General features: G+C 44.2%; 13 protein-coding genes. 9 read left to right on the top strand and 4 right to left on the bottom strand.

Translation table 11 applies throughout. The annotated features are described in order from the left end of the window. Nucleotides 1-196: 196 nt before the first annotated feature. From ilvD to F0361_RS14960, 9 genes are all read left to right on the top strand, one after another. On the top strand, nt 197-1,879 hold the full coding sequence (ilvD, locus tag F0361_RS15000) for a dihydroxy-acid dehydratase (RefSeq protein WP_154919770.1): 1,683 nt from the start codon (nt 197-199) through the stop codon (nt 1,877-1,879). Between the two features lie 25 nt (nt 1,880-1,904). Continuing rightward, nucleotides 1,905-3,638, top strand: coding sequence for a biosynthetic-type acetolactate synthase large subunit (gene ilvB, locus F0361_RS14995; protein ID WP_154919767.1), 1,734 nt, complete (start codon nt 1,905-1,907; stop codon nt 3,636-3,638). Nucleotides 3,639-3,641: 3 nt separating this feature from the next. Then, entirely contained in the window at nt 3,642-4,223 is a 582-nt protein-coding gene (locus tag F0361_RS14990; protein WP_154919765.1) for an O-methyltransferase, read from the top strand. Between the two features lie 56 nt (nt 4,224-4,279). Then, nucleotides 4,280-4,807 carry an acetolactate synthase small subunit gene (ilvN, locus tag F0361_RS14985; RefSeq protein ID WP_138258437.1) on the top strand — a complete coding sequence of 176 codons (528 nt, stop codon included), beginning with the start codon at nt 4,280-4,282 and terminating at the stop codon, nt 4,805-4,807. 66 nt (nt 4,808-4,873) lie between these two features. Then, nucleotides 4,874-6,349, top strand: a complete 1,476-nt coding sequence (ilvC, locus tag F0361_RS14980) for a ketol-acid reductoisomerase (protein ID WP_154919762.1) — start codon at nt 4,874-4,876, stop codon at nt 6,347-6,349. A 33-nt stretch (nt 6,350-6,382) separates the two neighbouring features. Then, nucleotides 6,383-7,633 carry a threonine ammonia-lyase IlvA gene (gene ilvA / locus F0361_RS14975; protein WP_154919760.1) on the top strand — a complete coding sequence of 417 codons (1,251 nt, stop codon included), beginning with the start codon at nt 6,383-6,385 and terminating at the stop codon, nt 7,631-7,633. 10 nt (nt 7,634-7,643) lie between these two features. Next, complete coding sequence (locus F0361_RS14970) at nt 7,644-9,236, top strand: NADP-dependent glyceraldehyde-3-phosphate dehydrogenase (RefSeq protein WP_154919758.1); 1,593 nt, start codon at nt 7,644-7,646, stop codon at nt 9,234-9,236. 198 nt (nt 9,237-9,434) lie between these two features. Continuing rightward, a complete protein-coding gene (locus tag F0361_RS14965; protein WP_154919756.1) occupies nt 9,435-10,634 on the top strand; it encodes an MFS transporter in 1,200 nt (399 codons plus the stop codon). Between the two features lie 97 nt (nt 10,635-10,731). Further along, nucleotides 10,732-11,994 (top strand): serine hydrolase domain-containing protein, encoded by a 1,263-nt coding sequence (locus F0361_RS14960; RefSeq protein WP_154919754.1) that lies wholly within the window; start codon nt 10,732-10,734, stop codon nt 11,992-11,994. A gap of 72 nt (nt 11,995-12,066) precedes the next feature. On the opposite strand, the gene leuB is transcribed toward F0361_RS14960, so the two are convergent. From leuB to leuC, 4 genes are all read right to left on the bottom strand, one after another. Further along, the gene (leuB, locus tag F0361_RS14955) at nt 12,067-13,122 is read right to left on the bottom strand and encodes a 3-isopropylmalate dehydrogenase (protein WP_154919752.1); all 1,056 of its coding nucleotides are present in this window, start codon (nt 13,120-13,122) and stop codon (nt 12,067-12,069) included. Nucleotides 13,123-13,212: 90 nt separating this feature from the next. Further along, nucleotides 13,213-14,703, bottom strand: a complete 1,491-nt coding sequence (locus F0361_RS14950) for an alpha-isopropylmalate synthase regulatory domain-containing protein (RefSeq protein WP_154920305.1) — start codon at nt 14,701-14,703, stop codon at nt 13,213-13,215. Between the two features lie 137 nt (nt 14,704-14,840). Further along, the gene (gene leuD / locus F0361_RS14945) at nt 14,841-15,437 is read right to left on the bottom strand and encodes a 3-isopropylmalate dehydratase small subunit (RefSeq protein WP_138258444.1); all 597 of its coding nucleotides are present in this window, start codon (nt 15,435-15,437) and stop codon (nt 14,841-14,843) included. A gap of 36 nt (nt 15,438-15,473) precedes the next feature. Beyond that, entirely contained in the window at nt 15,474-16,892 is a 1,419-nt protein-coding gene (leuC, locus tag F0361_RS14940; protein ID WP_154919750.1) for a 3-isopropylmalate dehydratase large subunit, read from the bottom strand. Nucleotides 16,893-16,948: the final 56 nt, after the last annotated feature.

Here is a 16,948-nt window from a genome sequence, read left to right as displayed (position 1 = left end):
TTTTATGTTTCCGTTTGAAATCACCATGTATTGAATATGATAATAAAACAAAGGTTAAGTATCTGAAAAACAGTTTTTTAATTAATTTTTAAGGGTATTGAATTTGAACCTGATTAAAATGTTAAAAAATGAACGCTTACTAAACTTATATCTTTGATATACGCCAACTTAAAAATAAAAGGAAGAAGACGAAAAAATGGAATTGAACAAGTATAGTAAAACTGTAACCCAAGACCCCACATTACCAGCTGCACAGGCCATGCTACATGCCATCGGCCTAACAGATGATGATTTGAAGAAACCCTTGATCGGTATAGCAAGTACGGGTTATGAGGGGAATCCATGTAATATGCACTTGAACGATTTGGCGGTACATGTGAAGAAGGGTGCGGACAATGCAGGATTGGTTGGTCTTATTTTCAATACCATTGGTGTGAGTGACGGTATTGCCAACGGAACCCCAGGGATGCGTTATTCCTTGGTTTCAAGGGATGTTATTGCGGATTCTATGGAAACGGTGGTGGAGGCCATGAGCTATGACGGATTGGTAACGGTGGTAGGCTGCGATAAGAATATGCCGGGTGCCCTTATGGCGATGCTTCGTTTGAACAGGCCTTCCGTTTTGGTATATGGCGGTACGATTGCATCGGGATGTCATAATGGAAAAAAACTGGATATTATTTCCGCTTTTGAGGCCTATGGACAAAAAGTAGCGGGAAATATAGATGAAGAAGAATACAAGGAAGTTATCCACAAAGCTTGTCCGGGTGCAGGTGCCTGCGGTGGTATGTACACCGCGAACACCATGGCCTCGGCCATTGAGGCGTTGGGAATGTCTTTGCCATTCAACTCCTCGAACCCTGCCATCAGCGACGGAAACCTGAAGGAACAGGAATCCGTAAAGGCCGGGGAGGCGATGCGATTGTTGCTGGAACGAGATATCAAACCTTTGGACATCGTTACCAAAAAATCCTTGGAGAACGCTTTTAGATTGGTAACGGTCCTAGGTGGATCCACCAATGCCGTGCTCCACTTCTTAGCGATTGCCAAGGCCGCCCAGATAGAATTTACTTTGGAGGACTTTAAGAAAATAAGCGACAACACACCCTTGTTGGCCAATTTAAAACCGAGCGGAAAGTATTCTATGGAAGACCTTCATGGGGTAGGTGGTATTCCTGGGGTTCTAAAGTATATGTTGGATAACGACATGCTGCACGGCGATTGCTTGACGGTTACCGGAAAAACACTTGCCGAAAATCTAAAGGACGTACCCAACCTGATCGAGGGCCAGGACATTGTCCATACCTTGGACAATCCGATCAAAGAAACAGGGCATATTAGAATTCTGTTCGGGAATTTGGCTACCGAAGGTGCGGTCGCCAAGATTACGGGCAAGGAAGGACTGGCCTTTAAAGGAACCGCCAATGTCTTTGACAGCGAAACGGCCGTGAACGAAGGCATCAAGAACGGGAAGGTCAAAAAGGGCGATGTGGTGATCATTCGCTACGAAGGTCCCAAAGGGGCACCCGGAATGCCGGAGATGTTGAAACCTACTTCTTCCATTATGGGAGCGGGACTGGGCAAAGATGTCGCTTTGATTACGGATGGCCGTTTTTCAGGTGGATCGCACGGATTTGTGGTCGGTCACGTGTCACCGGAAGCTCAGGTTGGTGGGAACATCGCATTGGTTCAGAATGGGGATATTATTTCCATTGACGCCGTAAACAATACCATTGATATTGAAATTTCCGATGCTGAACTGGAAGCGAGAAGGGCCAAATGGGTGGCACCGGAACTAAAGGCCAAAAGAGGAATGTTATACAAGTACGCCAGAAGTGTATCGTCCGCAGCAAACGGATGTGTAACGGACGAATTTTAATCAGGCGTATTTTTAATTGTTTGATATGGAAACATTGAAAGAAAAAAAGACAGCGCAGGAGACTGCAACATCCATGAAAATTAGTGGTGCGGAGGCCATCATCCATTGCTTGTTGGCAGAAGGGGTCGATTTGATTTATGGCTACCCGGGCGGGGCCATTATGCCTGTCTATGACGAACTATATAAATTTCAGGATAAGCTTACGCATATCCTCACAAGACATGAGCAAGGAGCGACCCATGCCGCGCAAGGGTACGCGAGGGTATCCGGAAGGGTAGGGGTGGCAATGGCAACATCAGGTCCCGGTGCCACCAACTTGGTAACCGGTCTGGCGGATGCACAGATAGATTCCACGCCCTTGGTCTGTATAACGGGTCAGGTACCGCGACATTTGTTGGGTTCCGATGCCTTCCAGGAAACGGATATTATTGGTATTTCCACGCCTGTCACCAAGTGGAACTATCAAGTGACCAAGGCTTCCGAAATTCCGGAAATCATGGCCAAGGCATTTTATATTGCCAAATCCGGCCGTCCGGGCCCGGTATTGGTGGATATTACCAAAAATGCCCAGTTTGACGAATTGGATTTCAGTTATAAAAAATGTACGGGTGTACGAAGTTACAAGCCTGCGCCAAAACCAAATCCAGAGGCCTTAAAGCAGGCGGCAGATCTGATCAATAACGCCAAAAAGCCATTGATCGTTTGGGGCCAGGGCATCATTCTTGGAAAGGCGGAGCAAGAGCTGAAGGAACTGGTGGAGAAAGCCGGGATTCCCGCTGCTTGGACCATCATGGGAGCATCGGCCTTGGATACCGATCACCCATTGAACGTGGGGATGGTTGGGATGCACGGGAACTATGGACCCAACATATTGACCAATGAATGCGATGTGCTGATCGCCATCGGGATGCGTTTTGACGATCGGGTAACGGGTCGTTTGGAAGATTACGCAAAACAGGCAAAAGTGATCCATTTTGAGATCGATCCTGCCGAGGTCAATAAAAATGTCCATGCTGATGTGGCCGTATTGGGCAATTCAAAGGAAACCTTGGGTCTGATTCTTCCTTTGATAAACTCCAATTCGCACGAACAATGGCATAACCTCTTCAAGGAAAAATATCAGATTGAGTATGATACGGTCATTAAAAATGACATTTATCCTACCAAGGAAGGTCTGACCATGGGCGAGGTTATCGAGGAAATTAATTTGGCTTCGGACCAAAAGGCGGTTATCGTTACGGATGTAGGCCAGCACCAGATGATCGGTTGTAGATATGCGAAATTCAAGGAATCTAAAAGTAATATTACGTCCGGTGGGCTTGGAACCATGGGGTTTGCACTGCCAGCGGCCATCGGTGCCAAAATGGGTGCCATGGACAGGGAGGTAGTGGCCATCATAGGCGATGGGGGATACCAAATGACGATTCAGGAGTTGGGGGTTATTTTCCAACACAACGTTCCGGTGAAAATCGTGGTGTTGAACAACGACCACTTGGGAATGGTGCGCCAATGGCAGGAGCTATTCTTTGATCGTAGATATGCTTCCACGGTCATGACGAATCCGGATTTTGTAAAGATTGCCGAAGGGTATCACATCCAAGCAAAAAGAGTAACCGAAAGGAAGGATTTGAAAAGTACGGTTCAGGAAATGATGGCTTCAAAAAATCCATATTTCTTGGAGGTAAAAGTTGAAAAGGAGGACAACGTTTTCCCGATGATTCCTTCCGGTGCAGCGGTGTCCGAGATCCGATTGAAATAGTCTATGAACGATTCCAACGTCCTAGATATCCCAAAGGTTTACAAGGCACTACAGGACACATCTAATGTAATTGGCTTTACCATGCCATCGGATGTATATGTGGGGACCTTTTTAAAAACCCTGGTCAGTTCAAAACCTGGGGGAAGATTTTTGGAACTGGGGACCGGAATAGGGTTGAGTTTGTCATGGATGATCGATGGGCTGGATACGGAATCAGAACTAATTTCGGTTGATAATGATTCCCAATTGATTGAAATTGCTCGTTCCTTCTTTGGCGATGACGACCGGGTAACATTGAATTGTGAGGATGGGGCTAGATGGATCGAAAACTATAAAGGTGAAAAGTTCGATTTGATTTTTGCAGATGCATGGCCCGGAAAATACGGTCAGTTGGAGGAAACCTTGGCATTGTTGAAAGTTGGTGGTTTTTATGTGATCGACGACATGTTGGCGCAGGCCAATTTGCCAGAAGGACACGACAAAAATGTGGCCGAGCTGCTTGCACATTTGGAAAGTAGGGATGATTTGAATTTGACAAAAATAAATTGGTCAACGGGAATCGTGTTGGCCGTAAAAACAATATAATTTCGGTCTGTGATCAAGTAGGGTTGGACCGTTATTTAAAGATGAAAATTTAACGTATGAAGAATGAATGGTTTACCATATCGGTATATTCCGAGAACAACGTGGGATTGCTCAACAGGATATCGGGCATATTTTTAAAAAGGCACATCAATATAGAAAGTCTGAACGTTTCAAAATCGGAAATAGACCACGTATCCAAGTTCACCATCGTAGTCAATACTACGGAAAAATGGGTGCATAACATCGTTGGGCAAATCGAAAAACAGATAGAGGTCATCAAGGCCTTTTACCATACGGATGATGAAACCATTTATCAGGAATCGGCCCTGTTTAAAATAGCATCCAATCTGTTGTTCGATGAACGCCAGATCCAGAACATCATCAAGGAAAGTAATTCACAGATCGTTACGGTTTCCAGGGAATTTTTCGTTTTGGCAAAGAGTGGTAGAAGGTTCGAGATTGATGAGATGTACGAACAATTGAAGCCCTTTGGCATTATGCAGTTCGTGCGTTCCGGCCGAATCTCGGTGACCAAGGATGAAATGCAGATTACGTCTTTGTTGAAAGAGTTCCAGCACAATTAATACTTTTGAAAACTAATTAATCAAAATCCCTTTTGGGAAAAATCACACTTAAAAACTAGAAATAAAATGTCAAATTACTTTAATACGCTGTCGTTACGGGACCAATTGACGCAATTGGGAAAATGTAGATTTATGGAAGCCACGGAATTCTCCGATGGCGTAACTGCGTTAAAAGGAAAGAAAATTGTAATCGTAGGCTGCGGTGCCCAAGGCTTGAACCAAGGCTTGAACATGAGGGATTCCGGATTGGATATCGCTTATGCACTGAGGGATGCTGCCATTAAGGAAAAGAGACAATCATACCTCAATGCCTCTGAGAACGGTTTCAAAGTTGGAACCTATGAGGAATTGATTCCAAGTGCAGATTTGGTCATTAACCTGACTCCGGATAAGCAACACACCCAGGTCGTAGGTGCCGTGATGCCCTTGATGAAGAAAGGGGCTACCTTGTCCTATTCCCATGGTTTCAATATCGTTGAAGAGGGCACCAAGATCAGGGAAGATCTTACCGTAATTATGGTCGCCCCCAAGAGTCCGGGTTCTGAGGTGCGGGAAGAATACAAAAGAGGTTTTGGGGTACCTACCTTGATTGCGGTACACCCAGAAAATGACCCGGAGGGAAAGGGCTTGGAACAAGCCAAGGCCTATGCTGCCGCTACGGGAGGACACAAGGCCGGGGTGTTGGAATCTTCCTTCGTTGCGGAGGTAAAGTCCGATTTAATGGGCGAGCAGACTATTCTTTGTGGTCTGTTGCAGACAGGTTCCATTTTATGTTTCGATAAAATGATCGAAAAGGGTATCGACCCGGGCTACGCTTCCAAATTGATCCAATTCGGATGGGAAACCATTACGGAGGGTATGAAATATGGAGGTATCACCAACATGATGGACCGTTTGTCCAATCCGGCAAAAATAAAGGCCTTTGAACTTTCCGAAGAATTAAAGGATATCATGCGGCCTTTGTTCCAGAAGCACATGGACGATATCATGACGGGACATTTCTCCAAGACCATGATGGAAGATTGGGCTAATGACGATAAGAATCTATTGACCTGGAGAGCGGAAACCGGGGAAACGGCTTTCGAAAAAACACCTGCAGGCGATATGACTATTACAGAACAGGAATACTATGACAACGGTGTATTGATGGTGGCCATGGTACGGGCCGGGGTCGAACTCGCCTACGAGTCCATGACAGAATCGGGGATCATTGGTGAATCCGCATATTACGAATCCCTGCATGAGACCCCGTTGATCGCAAATACGATTGCCAGAAAGAAACTTTTTGAAATGAACCGGGTGATTTCAGATACGGCGGAATACGGTTGCTATTTGTTCGATCATGCCTGTAAACCTTTGTTGGCGGACTTCATGAAAAAAATAGATACCGACGTGATCGGGAAGCATTATGGCGAAGGCAGTGACAATGATGTGGACAATGCGAAACTGATCGAAGTGAACAAAAAACTACGGGAACATCCGGTGGAAATTGTGGGTGCAAGGCTGCGCGAGAGCATGACCGCCATGAAACCTATCGTGTAATCTTAGATAAAACAGACCTTTACCGTACATATTATGGAATATTTCCCAAAGGTAGAGGATATACAGCAAGCGGCGTTGACCATTCGGCAAATATCGGAGGTAACGCCGCTTACTCCTAGTATACGTTTGTCCAAACAGTTCGGGGCAAATGTATTTTTGAAGCGGGAAGACCTGCAGCGGGTCCGGTCCTACAAGATACGGGGAGCCTTCAACAAGATCAATTCCCTTTCACAGGAAGAAAGAAGGCATGGCGTGGTTTGTGCAAGTGCCGGTAACCATGCGCAGGGAGTGGCCTTTGCCTGTCGACATTTAAAAATAAAGGCAACCATTTATATGCCGTCGGTAACCCCAAGACAAAAAGTGGAGCAAACGCAGATGTTTGGGGAGGAATGGGTGCATATAGTACTTGAAGGCGATACCTTCGACGACTCCTACAATGCGGCCATGAAGTATTGTACTGCCGAAAACAAGACCTTTATCCATCCGTTCGATGACCCCAAGGTAATTGAGGGACAGGGTACCGTGGGACTGGAACTGTTGGAACAGGCCACGAACCCCATCGATTACATTTTCGTTGCCATAGGTGGGGGCGGACTGGCATCGGGGCTTTCGGCTGTTTTTAAAAACCGTTCGCCAAAGACGAAAATTATTGGTGTGGAACCCTTGGGAGCTCCGTCCATGAAAACATCCGTGGAGAACAATCGGAATACGGAATTGGAACATATCGATAAGTTCATTGATGGTGCCGCGGTAAAAAAGGTAGGGGACCTCACTTTTGCCATTTGCAGGGAACATCTTTACGATATCGTAACGGTACATGAGGGGAAGGTTTGTCAAACTATATTAGATTTGTACAACAGGGACGCCATTGTTGTGGAACCCGCTGGGGCTTTGAGCATCGCGGCGTTGGACGCCTTTGCATCCCAAATCAAGGGAAAGAACGTGGTCTGTATCGTAAGCGGTAGCAATAATGATATTACAAGAACTGCGGAAATAAAGGAGCGTGCCCTTTTATATGGGAAATTAAAACATTATTTTATTGTTCGATTTCCCCAGCGCCCGGGCGCCCTTAAGCAATTTGTTGCGGAGATTTTGGGTCCTACGGATGACATAACGCATTTTGAGTATTCCAAAAAATCCAGCAAGGAAAATGCGCCGGCCGTCGTGGGTATCGAGCTAAAAAATCCAGAGGATTTACAACCTTTAATGGAGCGCATGAAGGCCAATAATTTTTTTGGGGAATATATAAACGACAAACCGGATTTATTTCAATATTTAGTATAAAATTGAGAACATGAGCAAAAAGAATAGCAACATACCTAAAGAGTTCGCCATTGAGCAGCCCATTCACCAAACCAAGTATCTGATAGATGGCAAGTTAAAGGAGTGGTCAGGACCTGTGACCGAAGTTTATTCCACGATTTCATCCACCGAGGACTATAAACCCACCTTGTTGGGCAGTATTCCAGATTTGCAGGAACCGGAGGCCATGGATGCTTTGAACGCAGCACTTACTGCCTATGATAGGGGGCAGGGTGTATGGCCCACAATGCATGTACGGGATCGTATCATTTGCATGGAAAATTTTGTCAAGCAGATGAAGACCAAAAGGGACATTGTAGTAAAGTATTTAATGTGGGAAATTGGAAAATCCCTTCCAGATTCCCAAAAGGAGTTTGACAGAACGGTGGAGTATGTGGAAGATACCATTGAAGACTACAAAAACTTGGATAGAAACGCAGCCAAGTTTCAGAAGCACGATGGTGTCTATGCCCATATCAAAAGGGGGCCCTTAGGCGTGGTACTCTGTTTGGGACCCTATAACTACCCTTTGAACGAGACCTTTGCCTTGTTGATTCCTGCTATCATTATGGGAAACACGACGATTTTTAAACCAGCCAAACATGGGGTTTTGTTAATTACTCCTTTGTTAGAGGCTTTTCAATCCTGTTTTCCAAAAGGTGTCGTGAATGTTATTTTTGGAAGGGGAAGAACGGTCGCCGCACCTATAATGCAGACAGGAAAAGTGGATGTTTTGGCTTTAATAGGAAACAGTAAATCTGCAAACGCTTTGCAGGACCAACATCCAAAAAGCAACAGGTTGCGATTGGTTCTAGGTTTAGAAGCTAAAAACCCCGCAATAATTTTGCCAGATGCCGATATGGACCTGACCATCAACGAATGTTTGGCAGGCACCCTATCCTTTAATGGACAACGATGTACGGCTTTGAAGGTCATCTATGTACATGAGGATGTCCGTGAAAATTTCCTCAAGAAATTTGCGGACGAAGTGGATAAATTAAAATTTGGAAATCCATGGGACGATGGCGTAAAATTGACGCCATTACCAGAACCCGATAAACCCGCTTACATTCAGGAACTCATAGATGATGCCGTTTCTAAAGGGGCCAAGATATTGAATAAAAAAGGAGGGAAGCATTTTGATAATTATATCTGGCCGGCCGTACTATATCCGGTGACAAAGGAAATGCGCGTATATCAGGAGGAACAGTTTGGACCTATTATTCCTGTGTTGTCTTTTTCCGATATTGAAGAACCTTTGGACGATATGGCGGAAAGCAACTACGGACAGCAAGTCAGTCTTTTTGGTAAGGACGTTTATACACTTTCTCCGTTGATCGATACCTTGGTGAACTTGGTCTGTAGGGTAAACTTGAACAGTTCCTGTCAGCGAGGTCCGGATGTATATCCGTTCACGGGAAGGAAGGATTCAGCACAGTCTACATTGAGTGTGCACGATGCTTTGCGCTCATTTTCCATAAGGACCTTTGTTGCATTTAAGGACAATGATTTGAATACGGAAACTGTACAGCAGTTGTTGGAAGCCAAGGTTTCCAATTTTGTAAGCACGGATTACATTCTTTAATTATCAAACAACAGAATGAAAGCCGAAACGAACGTTTCGGCTTTTTTATTATGTTTTGCCTAGAAATATGGCATTTTAACAATAACTAACAATTTGTTAGGGTATTGAGTTAATATTGAACATAAATAGGATAATGCACTAATAACTTTTGGCAAATAAGTTCCCTAATTTTGCATGGGAAAAACGAATGAGAGCACTATGAATTTAGAACGGACGAACAAAAAAGCACTTTTCTCCTTGGCCCTTGGAGGTTTTGGCATAGGACTTACGGAGTTCGTCATTATGGGCATACTTACAGAAGTTTCTGACGCCTTGGAAATTACAATTTCACAAGCCGGACATTTCATAGCGGCCTATGCCTTTGGCGTTGTGGTAGGTGCGCCTTTGTTGACCAGTTTGGGGTCCAAACTGTCTCCAAAAAGAATGCTGTTCATTTTGATGGTCTGGTTTACCCTGTTCAATACCCTTTCAGGGCTTTCTACGAATTACGTAACACTCTTGGTACTACGGTTTTTATCTGGAATACCCCATGGCGCATTCTTTGGTATTGGCGCGGTAGTGGCCATGAAATTGGCAAGAAAGGGAAAATCGGCCCAAGCCATAGCCATGATGTTTTCGGGATTGACGGTTGCCAATGTTATTGGTGTTCCGATCGGCACCTATATCGGACAGGAATTTGGCTGGAGCACCTCATTTTTTTTGGTAGGCATTGTAGGTGTCTTGACCTTGACCACCCTACAGTTCTGGATGCCACGAATGGAAGCGGCGACCAGTACGCCCCAAGTAAAATTATCGGAGGCTTTACGAAACAAGCAATTGTGGGCCATGATTGCCTTGACCACTATTGGGACAGGAGGCTTTTTTGCATGGTATAGCTATATTGCCCCATTGATAACTGATGTGGCCGGCTTGGAAGACCATTATGTAGGCTATGCGATGATGCTCGCCGGATTGGGGATGGTTTTTGGAAATTTTGTTGGGGCTAAAATGGCGGAAGTATTTTCCCCTTTAAGGGCCGTTATTATAAGTTTGTCCGTTATGTCCATTGTCTTGGTAATCAATATGTTCATTGCTTCAAATCCGTATATATTGATGGTATTTACCTTTTTGATAGGCGCCATTGCCTTTACGGTTTCCACGCCCATTCAAATGGCCATCATCAATACGGCAAAAGGCTCTGAAATGCTGGGTTCCTCTATGAACCAAAGTGCTTTTAATATGGGAAATGCTTCGGGGGCCTATCTGGCCGGTTTGCCCATGGTATTTGGGTTGGAGGTGATCTATTCCAGTTTGGTTGGTGGAATCTTGGCTGCATCTGGAGTAATATTGGCCATAGCGATATACCTTTACCGAAAACAGCAAATAGGAAAATCGAATAAAGTTGCGGTACCTTCCTAATTGACATCGGAATTTAGTATTTTCACAACTTTATGATTTTGGCCGTAATGAATTTCTAATTTTGGCGTTAGAAGTTATACTAAAACCATTTTCCAAAGTGCATCGATTTAAACTTATTTTTGGCTCCTTATTTTTGGTGCTGATTCTTTTTGTTTTGTCCGCTGCGACCATAGATACGAAAGTTGAAGAGGTTTCTCCAGAGGAATTGCAACAGCGGTTGGCCATGCAAAAGGAAGCCAAAATATATGCTTCCCGAAAGAGGGCCTTGGAAGAGGCTGTGAAACAATACTTTAATCAGGCCATGGCATCTGGTGAAATTGTAGGTGCCGGTGTAAGCATTGTAAAAGGAGATTCCATTATACTGTCCCAAGGATATGGAAAGAGAAATAACCAAAAAGGCACTCGAATAGATGGGGAAACCGTATTCCGATTGGGTTCCTTATCCAAAGGATTTACGGGTGTTTTGGCAGCCAAGTTGGTGGAGGAGCGTGTATTTGATTTTATGGACAAGGTTACGGATTATCTTCCGGAGTTTGTTTTTGGGGATAGTACGAATACCCAGAGTATTAAGATAGCCCATTTGCTTTCCCATACTTCAGGAACACCCTATCACAGTTATACCAATTTGGTGGAAGCAGGTTTGTCCATGGGCAAGATTGCAGGTCAATTTAAGGAGGTGCAACCCCAAAGTCCGCCAGGTATTCAATACAGCTACCAAAACGCTATGTTCGCGCTTTCCCAGGAAATTATGCTTCAGGCCACCGGTCAGGATATCAACACATTATTGATGCAACGTTTTTTTGAACCTTTGGGAATGTACAGTGCTTCCATGGACCATGCTTCTTTTTTGGAAAAGGGGAATATTGCAGAGCCCCATATAAAAAATGGACATAGCTGGCGAATTTTGCCACTGAAGGACAACTATTACAACGCTGTTGCTGCGGGCGGCATCGATGCCAGTGCCAATGATATGGGTAAATGGATGCGCTTTTTATTGGGACATAATACTTCCGTTATGGCAAAAAGTACTTTGGAAAAAGCTTTTGAGCCTTTTATCGAATTGAACGAGAACAATAAGTATTATCAACGTTGGGAAGGACACTTAAAATCAGCTTATGCTTTTGGGTGGAGAATCCACACAATGAAGAATGAAACAACCAATAAAGAGGAAACCATAGTACATCATGGAGGCAGTGTCAATAGTTACAGAAATGAAATTGCCCTTTTTCCAGATGCCGACCTTGGCATTTGTGTGCTAATGAACAATCATTCAAGTCTGGCAAAAAATGTGATACCGGAACTAAGGGCTTTAGTAAAATATATTTATGAATTATCACCCGATGCTTTGGCGAGCTTATAGTTTTTAAGTGTAATTCAAGAAAAAACCCTCAACGAAAACATTGAGGGTTTTTAATTTTATAAGGTAAATGGTTTAGATGTTTTTTGCCAGCCAATCCCCAACTTCACTTGTTTTATAAGATTTTCCGCCTTCCGCCAAATCTTCTGTCACGATACCCTCGGCCAAGGATTTATTGACCACCCTTCTGATTTCTTCGGCCTCTTTGGTCAATTCTAGATCTTCAAAGAGCATCGCGGCCGATAAAACAGTCGCCAAAGGATTTGCAATGTCCTTACCGGCAGCTTGCGGATAGGAACCATGTATCGGTTCGTACAAGGATACCTTGCTACCTACGGAGGAAGATGGCATTAATCCCATAGATCCAGAAATTACGGAGGCTTCATCGGTAAGGATATCCCCAAAAAGATTCGCGGTAATAATCACATCATATCCTTTTGGCCATTGAATCAAACGCATGGCCGTGGCATCCACAAATTCATAGGAAACTTCAACTTCCGGATAATCTTTTTCCATCGCCTGTACGGTCTCCCTCCACAATCTAGAGGATTCCAGTACATTGGCCTTATCCACGCAGCACAGCTTTTTGGAACGTTTCATGGCCATTTCAAAACCTTTTTTAGCCAATCGCTCAATTTCGAACCGTTGATAGGTCATGGTGTCAAAGGCAGTATGGTTGTCGTCCTTTCTACCGCGTTCCCCAAAATAAATACCTCCGGTAAGTTCCCTTAGGATAATCAAATCCGTTCCTTCGATACGTTCCCTTTTCAAAGGTGATTTGTCTATCAAGGAAGGAAAGGTAAATGTGGGCCGAACATTTGCGAACAAACCTAATTTTTGTCGCATCTTTAAAAGTCCTTGCTCCGGACGCACCTTTGCCGATGGGTCATTGTCAAATCTTGGATGGCCTATGGCACCGAATAGTACGGCATCTGCGCTGGCACAGATTTCATGGGTCTCGTCTGGATACGGTTCACCTACGGCATCGATGGCGGCCGCCCCGGTCAAAGCAGGTTTCCATGTAATTTCGTGGTCGTATTTTGCCGCGATGGCATCGGATACTTTTACCGCTTGATCTACTACTTCAGGGCCTATTCCATCACCGGCCAATAGGGCTATGTTTAGTTTCATGTTTTTTTAGTTTCTAGTTCTTAGTTTAAAGTTTTAAGTTGATCAAATCCCAAATCATATATCTCAAATCTTATATCTATTAAGTAATATCTATATAAGATTCAACATTTTTTCCGTGGCCTTTATGGCCGATACCGTTTGATCAGAATCCAGACCACGGGAGGTAAATTCCTTTCCGTCCAGATCCCACGTAATGACGGTTTCACAAAGGGCATCCGAGGCACTACCGGGAGGAATTCGCACAGCATAGTCCGTCAGTCTCGGTAATACGAGATTTTGGGCCTTGTATATTTTTCGCAAGGCGTTCATAAAAGCATCGTATTGTCCGTCGCCCGATGCATTTTCCTCAAAGGTTTTACCGTCGATTTCCAATGAAAGGGTAGTGGAGGGGCGCAATCCTTTGGAATGTGTCAATACATAGGACTTTACAAACACTTTTTGCTGATAATCCGTATCCAGAACATCGGATATGATATAGGGCAAGTCATCCTTCGTGACGCGTTCTTTTTTATCGCCCAGCTCAATTATGCGAGCCGTAACCTTTTTAAGTTCGTCATCGTTCAAGGTAAGTCCTAGTTCCTGTAGGTTTTTTTGGATGTTGGCCTTTCCGGACATTTTACCCAAGGCGTACTTTCGTTTTCTACCGAATCGTTCCGGCATCAAATCGCTAAAGTAAAGATTTTTCTTACTATCTCCATCTGCATGAATACCAGCGGTTTGCGTAAAAACGTTGTCCCCAACTATGGGTTTGTTCGCCGGTATACTGATACCTGTAAACGCCGAAACCAATTTACTTACTTTATAAAGTGACTTCTCGTTCAAATTAATTTTTACATCCGGCAGAAAATCATTGATGACGGCAATGGCGCTGGCCATAGGGGCATTGCCTGCCCGTTCCCCCATACCGTTTATGGTGAGATGCAGTCCATGACACCCTGCTTTTATGGCTTCCATGACGTTGGCCACGCCCAGATCATAGTCGTTATGACCGTGAAAATCAATATGCAACTGAGGATATTTTTGAACGATTTCCGAAATAAATTCGGATGTTTCGGTATGAGTGAGTATTCCCAAGGTATCCGGTAGCAACACCCGTTTAATCGGTTGCGTAGTGAGGAAATCCAAAAATTGAAAAACATATTCCTTTGAGTTCCGCATGCCATTACTCCAATCTTCCAGGTAAATGTTATTGATGATACCTTTTTCAGAAGCCGCTTTGAAAATCTCGGCAATTTCAGCAAAATGTTGTTCCGGCGTTTTTTTAAGCTGGTGGGTCAAGTGGTTTAAGGAACCTTTGGTCAGTAAATTTTGGGAAATGGCACCGGCCTTTTCCATCCAATCTAAGGATACGCCGCCATCCACGAAGGTGAGTACCTCTATCTTGTCCAAATAATTATGGACTTTGGCCCATTCCGTAATTTGCTGCACCGCTTGGAGTTCCCCTTCCGAAACCCGTGCCGAAGCAACTTCAATACGGTCAACCTTGAGTTCCTCCAAGAGTAATTTGGCCAAGGTCAATTTTTCGGAGGCGGAAAAGGATACCCCAGAGGTCTGTTCCCCATCCCTAAGGGTGGTATCCATGATTTCCAACTTTCTTTTCACGCGTTTAAAATTAGGTCAATTGCTTGATTCTTAAACATTTCCTTTCGTGGAGGTATTTTATTTGCAATAACAAATCCCTCAATGAGGGTTTCATTCCAGTATGGTTGGGATACTACTTAGAGCGGAGTGTTGGCAGCAAACGTTTGAATGTCCTTTTTGATGTTCAACAAAAAGTCGATATCGTCAAAACCGTTCATCATATTATTTTTCTTGTAACCATTGATTTCAAAAGATTCACTTTCCCCTGAGGATAACAATGTAATCGTTTGCTCCGGAAGGCTTACTTCCAGTTCGGTTTTTGGGTCGGCCTCAATGGCGTCAAATATTTTTTGTAGAAAATCCGCACTCACCTGCACGGGTAGCACCCCAATATTTAAGCAGTTGTTCCTAAAAATATCAGCAAAAAAACTGGAAACAACGCACCTGAATCCGTAATCATAGACGGCCCAAGCAGCGTGTTCACGGGAGGAACCCGATCCAAAGTTTTTGCCACCCACCAATATTTTACCACTGTAGGTAGGGTCGTTCAAGACAAAATCCTTTTTTGGGCTATCGTCCTGATTGTACCGCCAATCCCTAAAAAGGTTATCGCCAAACCCCTTTCTCTCGGTAGCCTTTAGGAAACGTGCGGGTATAATCTGGTCCGTATCCACATTTTCTATAGGTAAAGGAACCGCTGTTGATGTTAATATGTTGAATTTATCGTAAGCCATTTTATAATAGTTGTTAGTGTGTTAGTGGTTAGTGAACTAGTGTAAAGCAACCTCTTCCATCAATTCCCTGGGATCTGTTACCTTACCAGTTACGGCAGCTGCGGCAGCAACTAGCGGACTTGCAAGAATGGTTCTTGCACCGGGTCCCTGTCTTCCTTCAAAATTTCGGTTGGAAGTACTTACAGCCAGTTTACCGGCCGGAATTTTATCTTCGTTCATGGCCAGACATGCCGAGCAACCCGGTTCCCGCAATTCGAATCCGGCTTCGGTCAATATATCCAACAAACCTTCTTCCTTGATGGCGGCTTCTACCTTATGTGATCCCGGAACCAACCACGCGGTTACGTGATCGGCTTTTTTCCTTCCTTTTACCAAAGAGGTGAAGGCCCTAAAGTCCTCGATCCTTCCGTTGGTACAACTTCCTAGGAACACATAATCGATAGTCTTTCCCATCATGCTCTCTCCCTCGTTGAACTTCATATATTCCAAGGATTTTTTATAGCTGCTAGCTCCACCTTGGGTAGCCGTAGCCATTGGGATTTCCTTGGAGATTCCCATTCCCATGCCTGGGTTGGTACCGTAGGTAATCATCGGTTCTATCTGTGAACCATCAAATGTGAGTTCTTTATCGAATATGGCATCGGCATCGGTATATAATGTTTCCCAATACGTCATTGCCTTGTCCCAATCGGCCCCAGTTGGGGTAAACTCCCTACCTTTTATATATTCAAAAGTCTTTTCATCTGGAGCTATCATACCGCCTCGGGCACCCATTTCAATACTAAGATTGCACACGGTCATTCTACCTTCCATACTCATGTTTCGGAAGATATCCCCGGCATATTCCACAAAATAACCAGTGGCTCCGGAAGTTGTCAATTGACTGATAATGAACAGCGCCACATCTTTGGGGGTTACCCCTTTACTCAATTCGCCATTGATGTTAATACGCATCCTTTTTGGTTTGGGCTGCATGATACATTGAGTGGCCAAAACCATTTCTACCTCCGATGTACCTATACCAAAGGCAATTGCGCCAAAGGCACCGTGGGTCGATGTATGCGAATCCCCACAAACAATGGTGGCTCCTGGTTGGGTTATACCATACTCAGGACCCACAACGTGGACGATTCCATTTTTTTCATGGCCCAATCCCCAGTACGAAATACCGTGTTCATTGGCATTTTCTTCCAACATTTTCAATTGGTTTGCGGAAAGGGGATCCTCAACGGGCAAGTGTTGGTTTATGGTTGGGGTGTTATGGTCTGCCGTGGCAAAGGTTCTGTTATTATATAAAACCCCGATGCCCCTGTTCTTCAGACCCAGAAATGCAACCGGGCTTGTTACTTCGTGAATCATATGACGGTCAATGAACAGGACGTCCGGACCGTTTTCAATTTTATGGACTACGTGGGAATCCCACACCTTATCAAATAACGTTTTATTAGCGCTCATAATCTTTATAATGTAAGGGTGTAAAAATAGTTAAAACAAGGATTTTTAGGAAATCG

The sequence above is a fragment of the Maribacter flavus genome (assembly GCF_008386635.1).
Classification (GTDB): Bacteria; Bacteroidota; Bacteroidia; order Flavobacteriales; family Flavobacteriaceae; genus Maribacter; species Maribacter flavus.
This window is presented reverse-complemented; position numbering and strand designations above follow the sequence as displayed.

Bases quoted from the DNA above. Each gene is read 5' to 3' on its own strand.
- ilvD (WP_154919770.1), top strand. From the start codon at position 197: ATGGAATTGAACAAGTATAGTAAAACTGTAACCCAAGACCCCACATTA.
- ilvB (WP_154919767.1), top strand. From the start codon at position 1,905: ATGGAAACATTGAAAGAAAAAAAGACAGCGCAGGAGACTGCAACATCC.
- F0361_RS14990 (WP_154919765.1), top strand. From the start codon at position 3,642: ATGAACGATTCCAACGTCCTAGATATCCCAAAGGTTTACAAGGCACTA.
- ilvN (WP_138258437.1), top strand. From the start codon at position 4,280: ATGAAGAATGAATGGTTTACCATATCGGTATATTCCGAGAACAACGTG.
- ilvC (WP_154919762.1), top strand. From the start codon at position 4,874: ATGTCAAATTACTTTAATACGCTGTCGTTACGGGACCAATTGACGCAA.
- ilvA (WP_154919760.1), top strand. From the start codon at position 6,383: ATGGAATATTTCCCAAAGGTAGAGGATATACAGCAAGCGGCGTTGACC.
- F0361_RS14970 (WP_154919758.1), top strand. From the start codon at position 7,644: ATGAGCAAAAAGAATAGCAACATACCTAAAGAGTTCGCCATTGAGCAG.
- F0361_RS14965 (WP_154919756.1), top strand. From the start codon at position 9,435: ATGAATTTAGAACGGACGAACAAAAAAGCACTTTTCTCCTTGGCCCTT.
- leuB (WP_154919752.1), bottom strand. From the start codon at position 13,122: ATGAAACTAAACATAGCCCTATTGGCCGGTGATGGAATAGGCCCTGAA.
- F0361_RS14950 (WP_154920305.1), bottom strand. From the start codon at position 14,703: ATGGATACCACCCTTAGGGATGGGGAACAGACCTCTGGGGTATCCTTT.
- leuD (WP_138258444.1), bottom strand. From the start codon at position 15,437: ATGGCTTACGATAAATTCAACATATTAACATCAACAGCGGTTCCTTTA.
- leuC (WP_154919750.1), bottom strand. From the start codon at position 16,892: ATGAGCGCTAATAAAACGTTATTTGATAAGGTGTGGGATTCCCACGTA.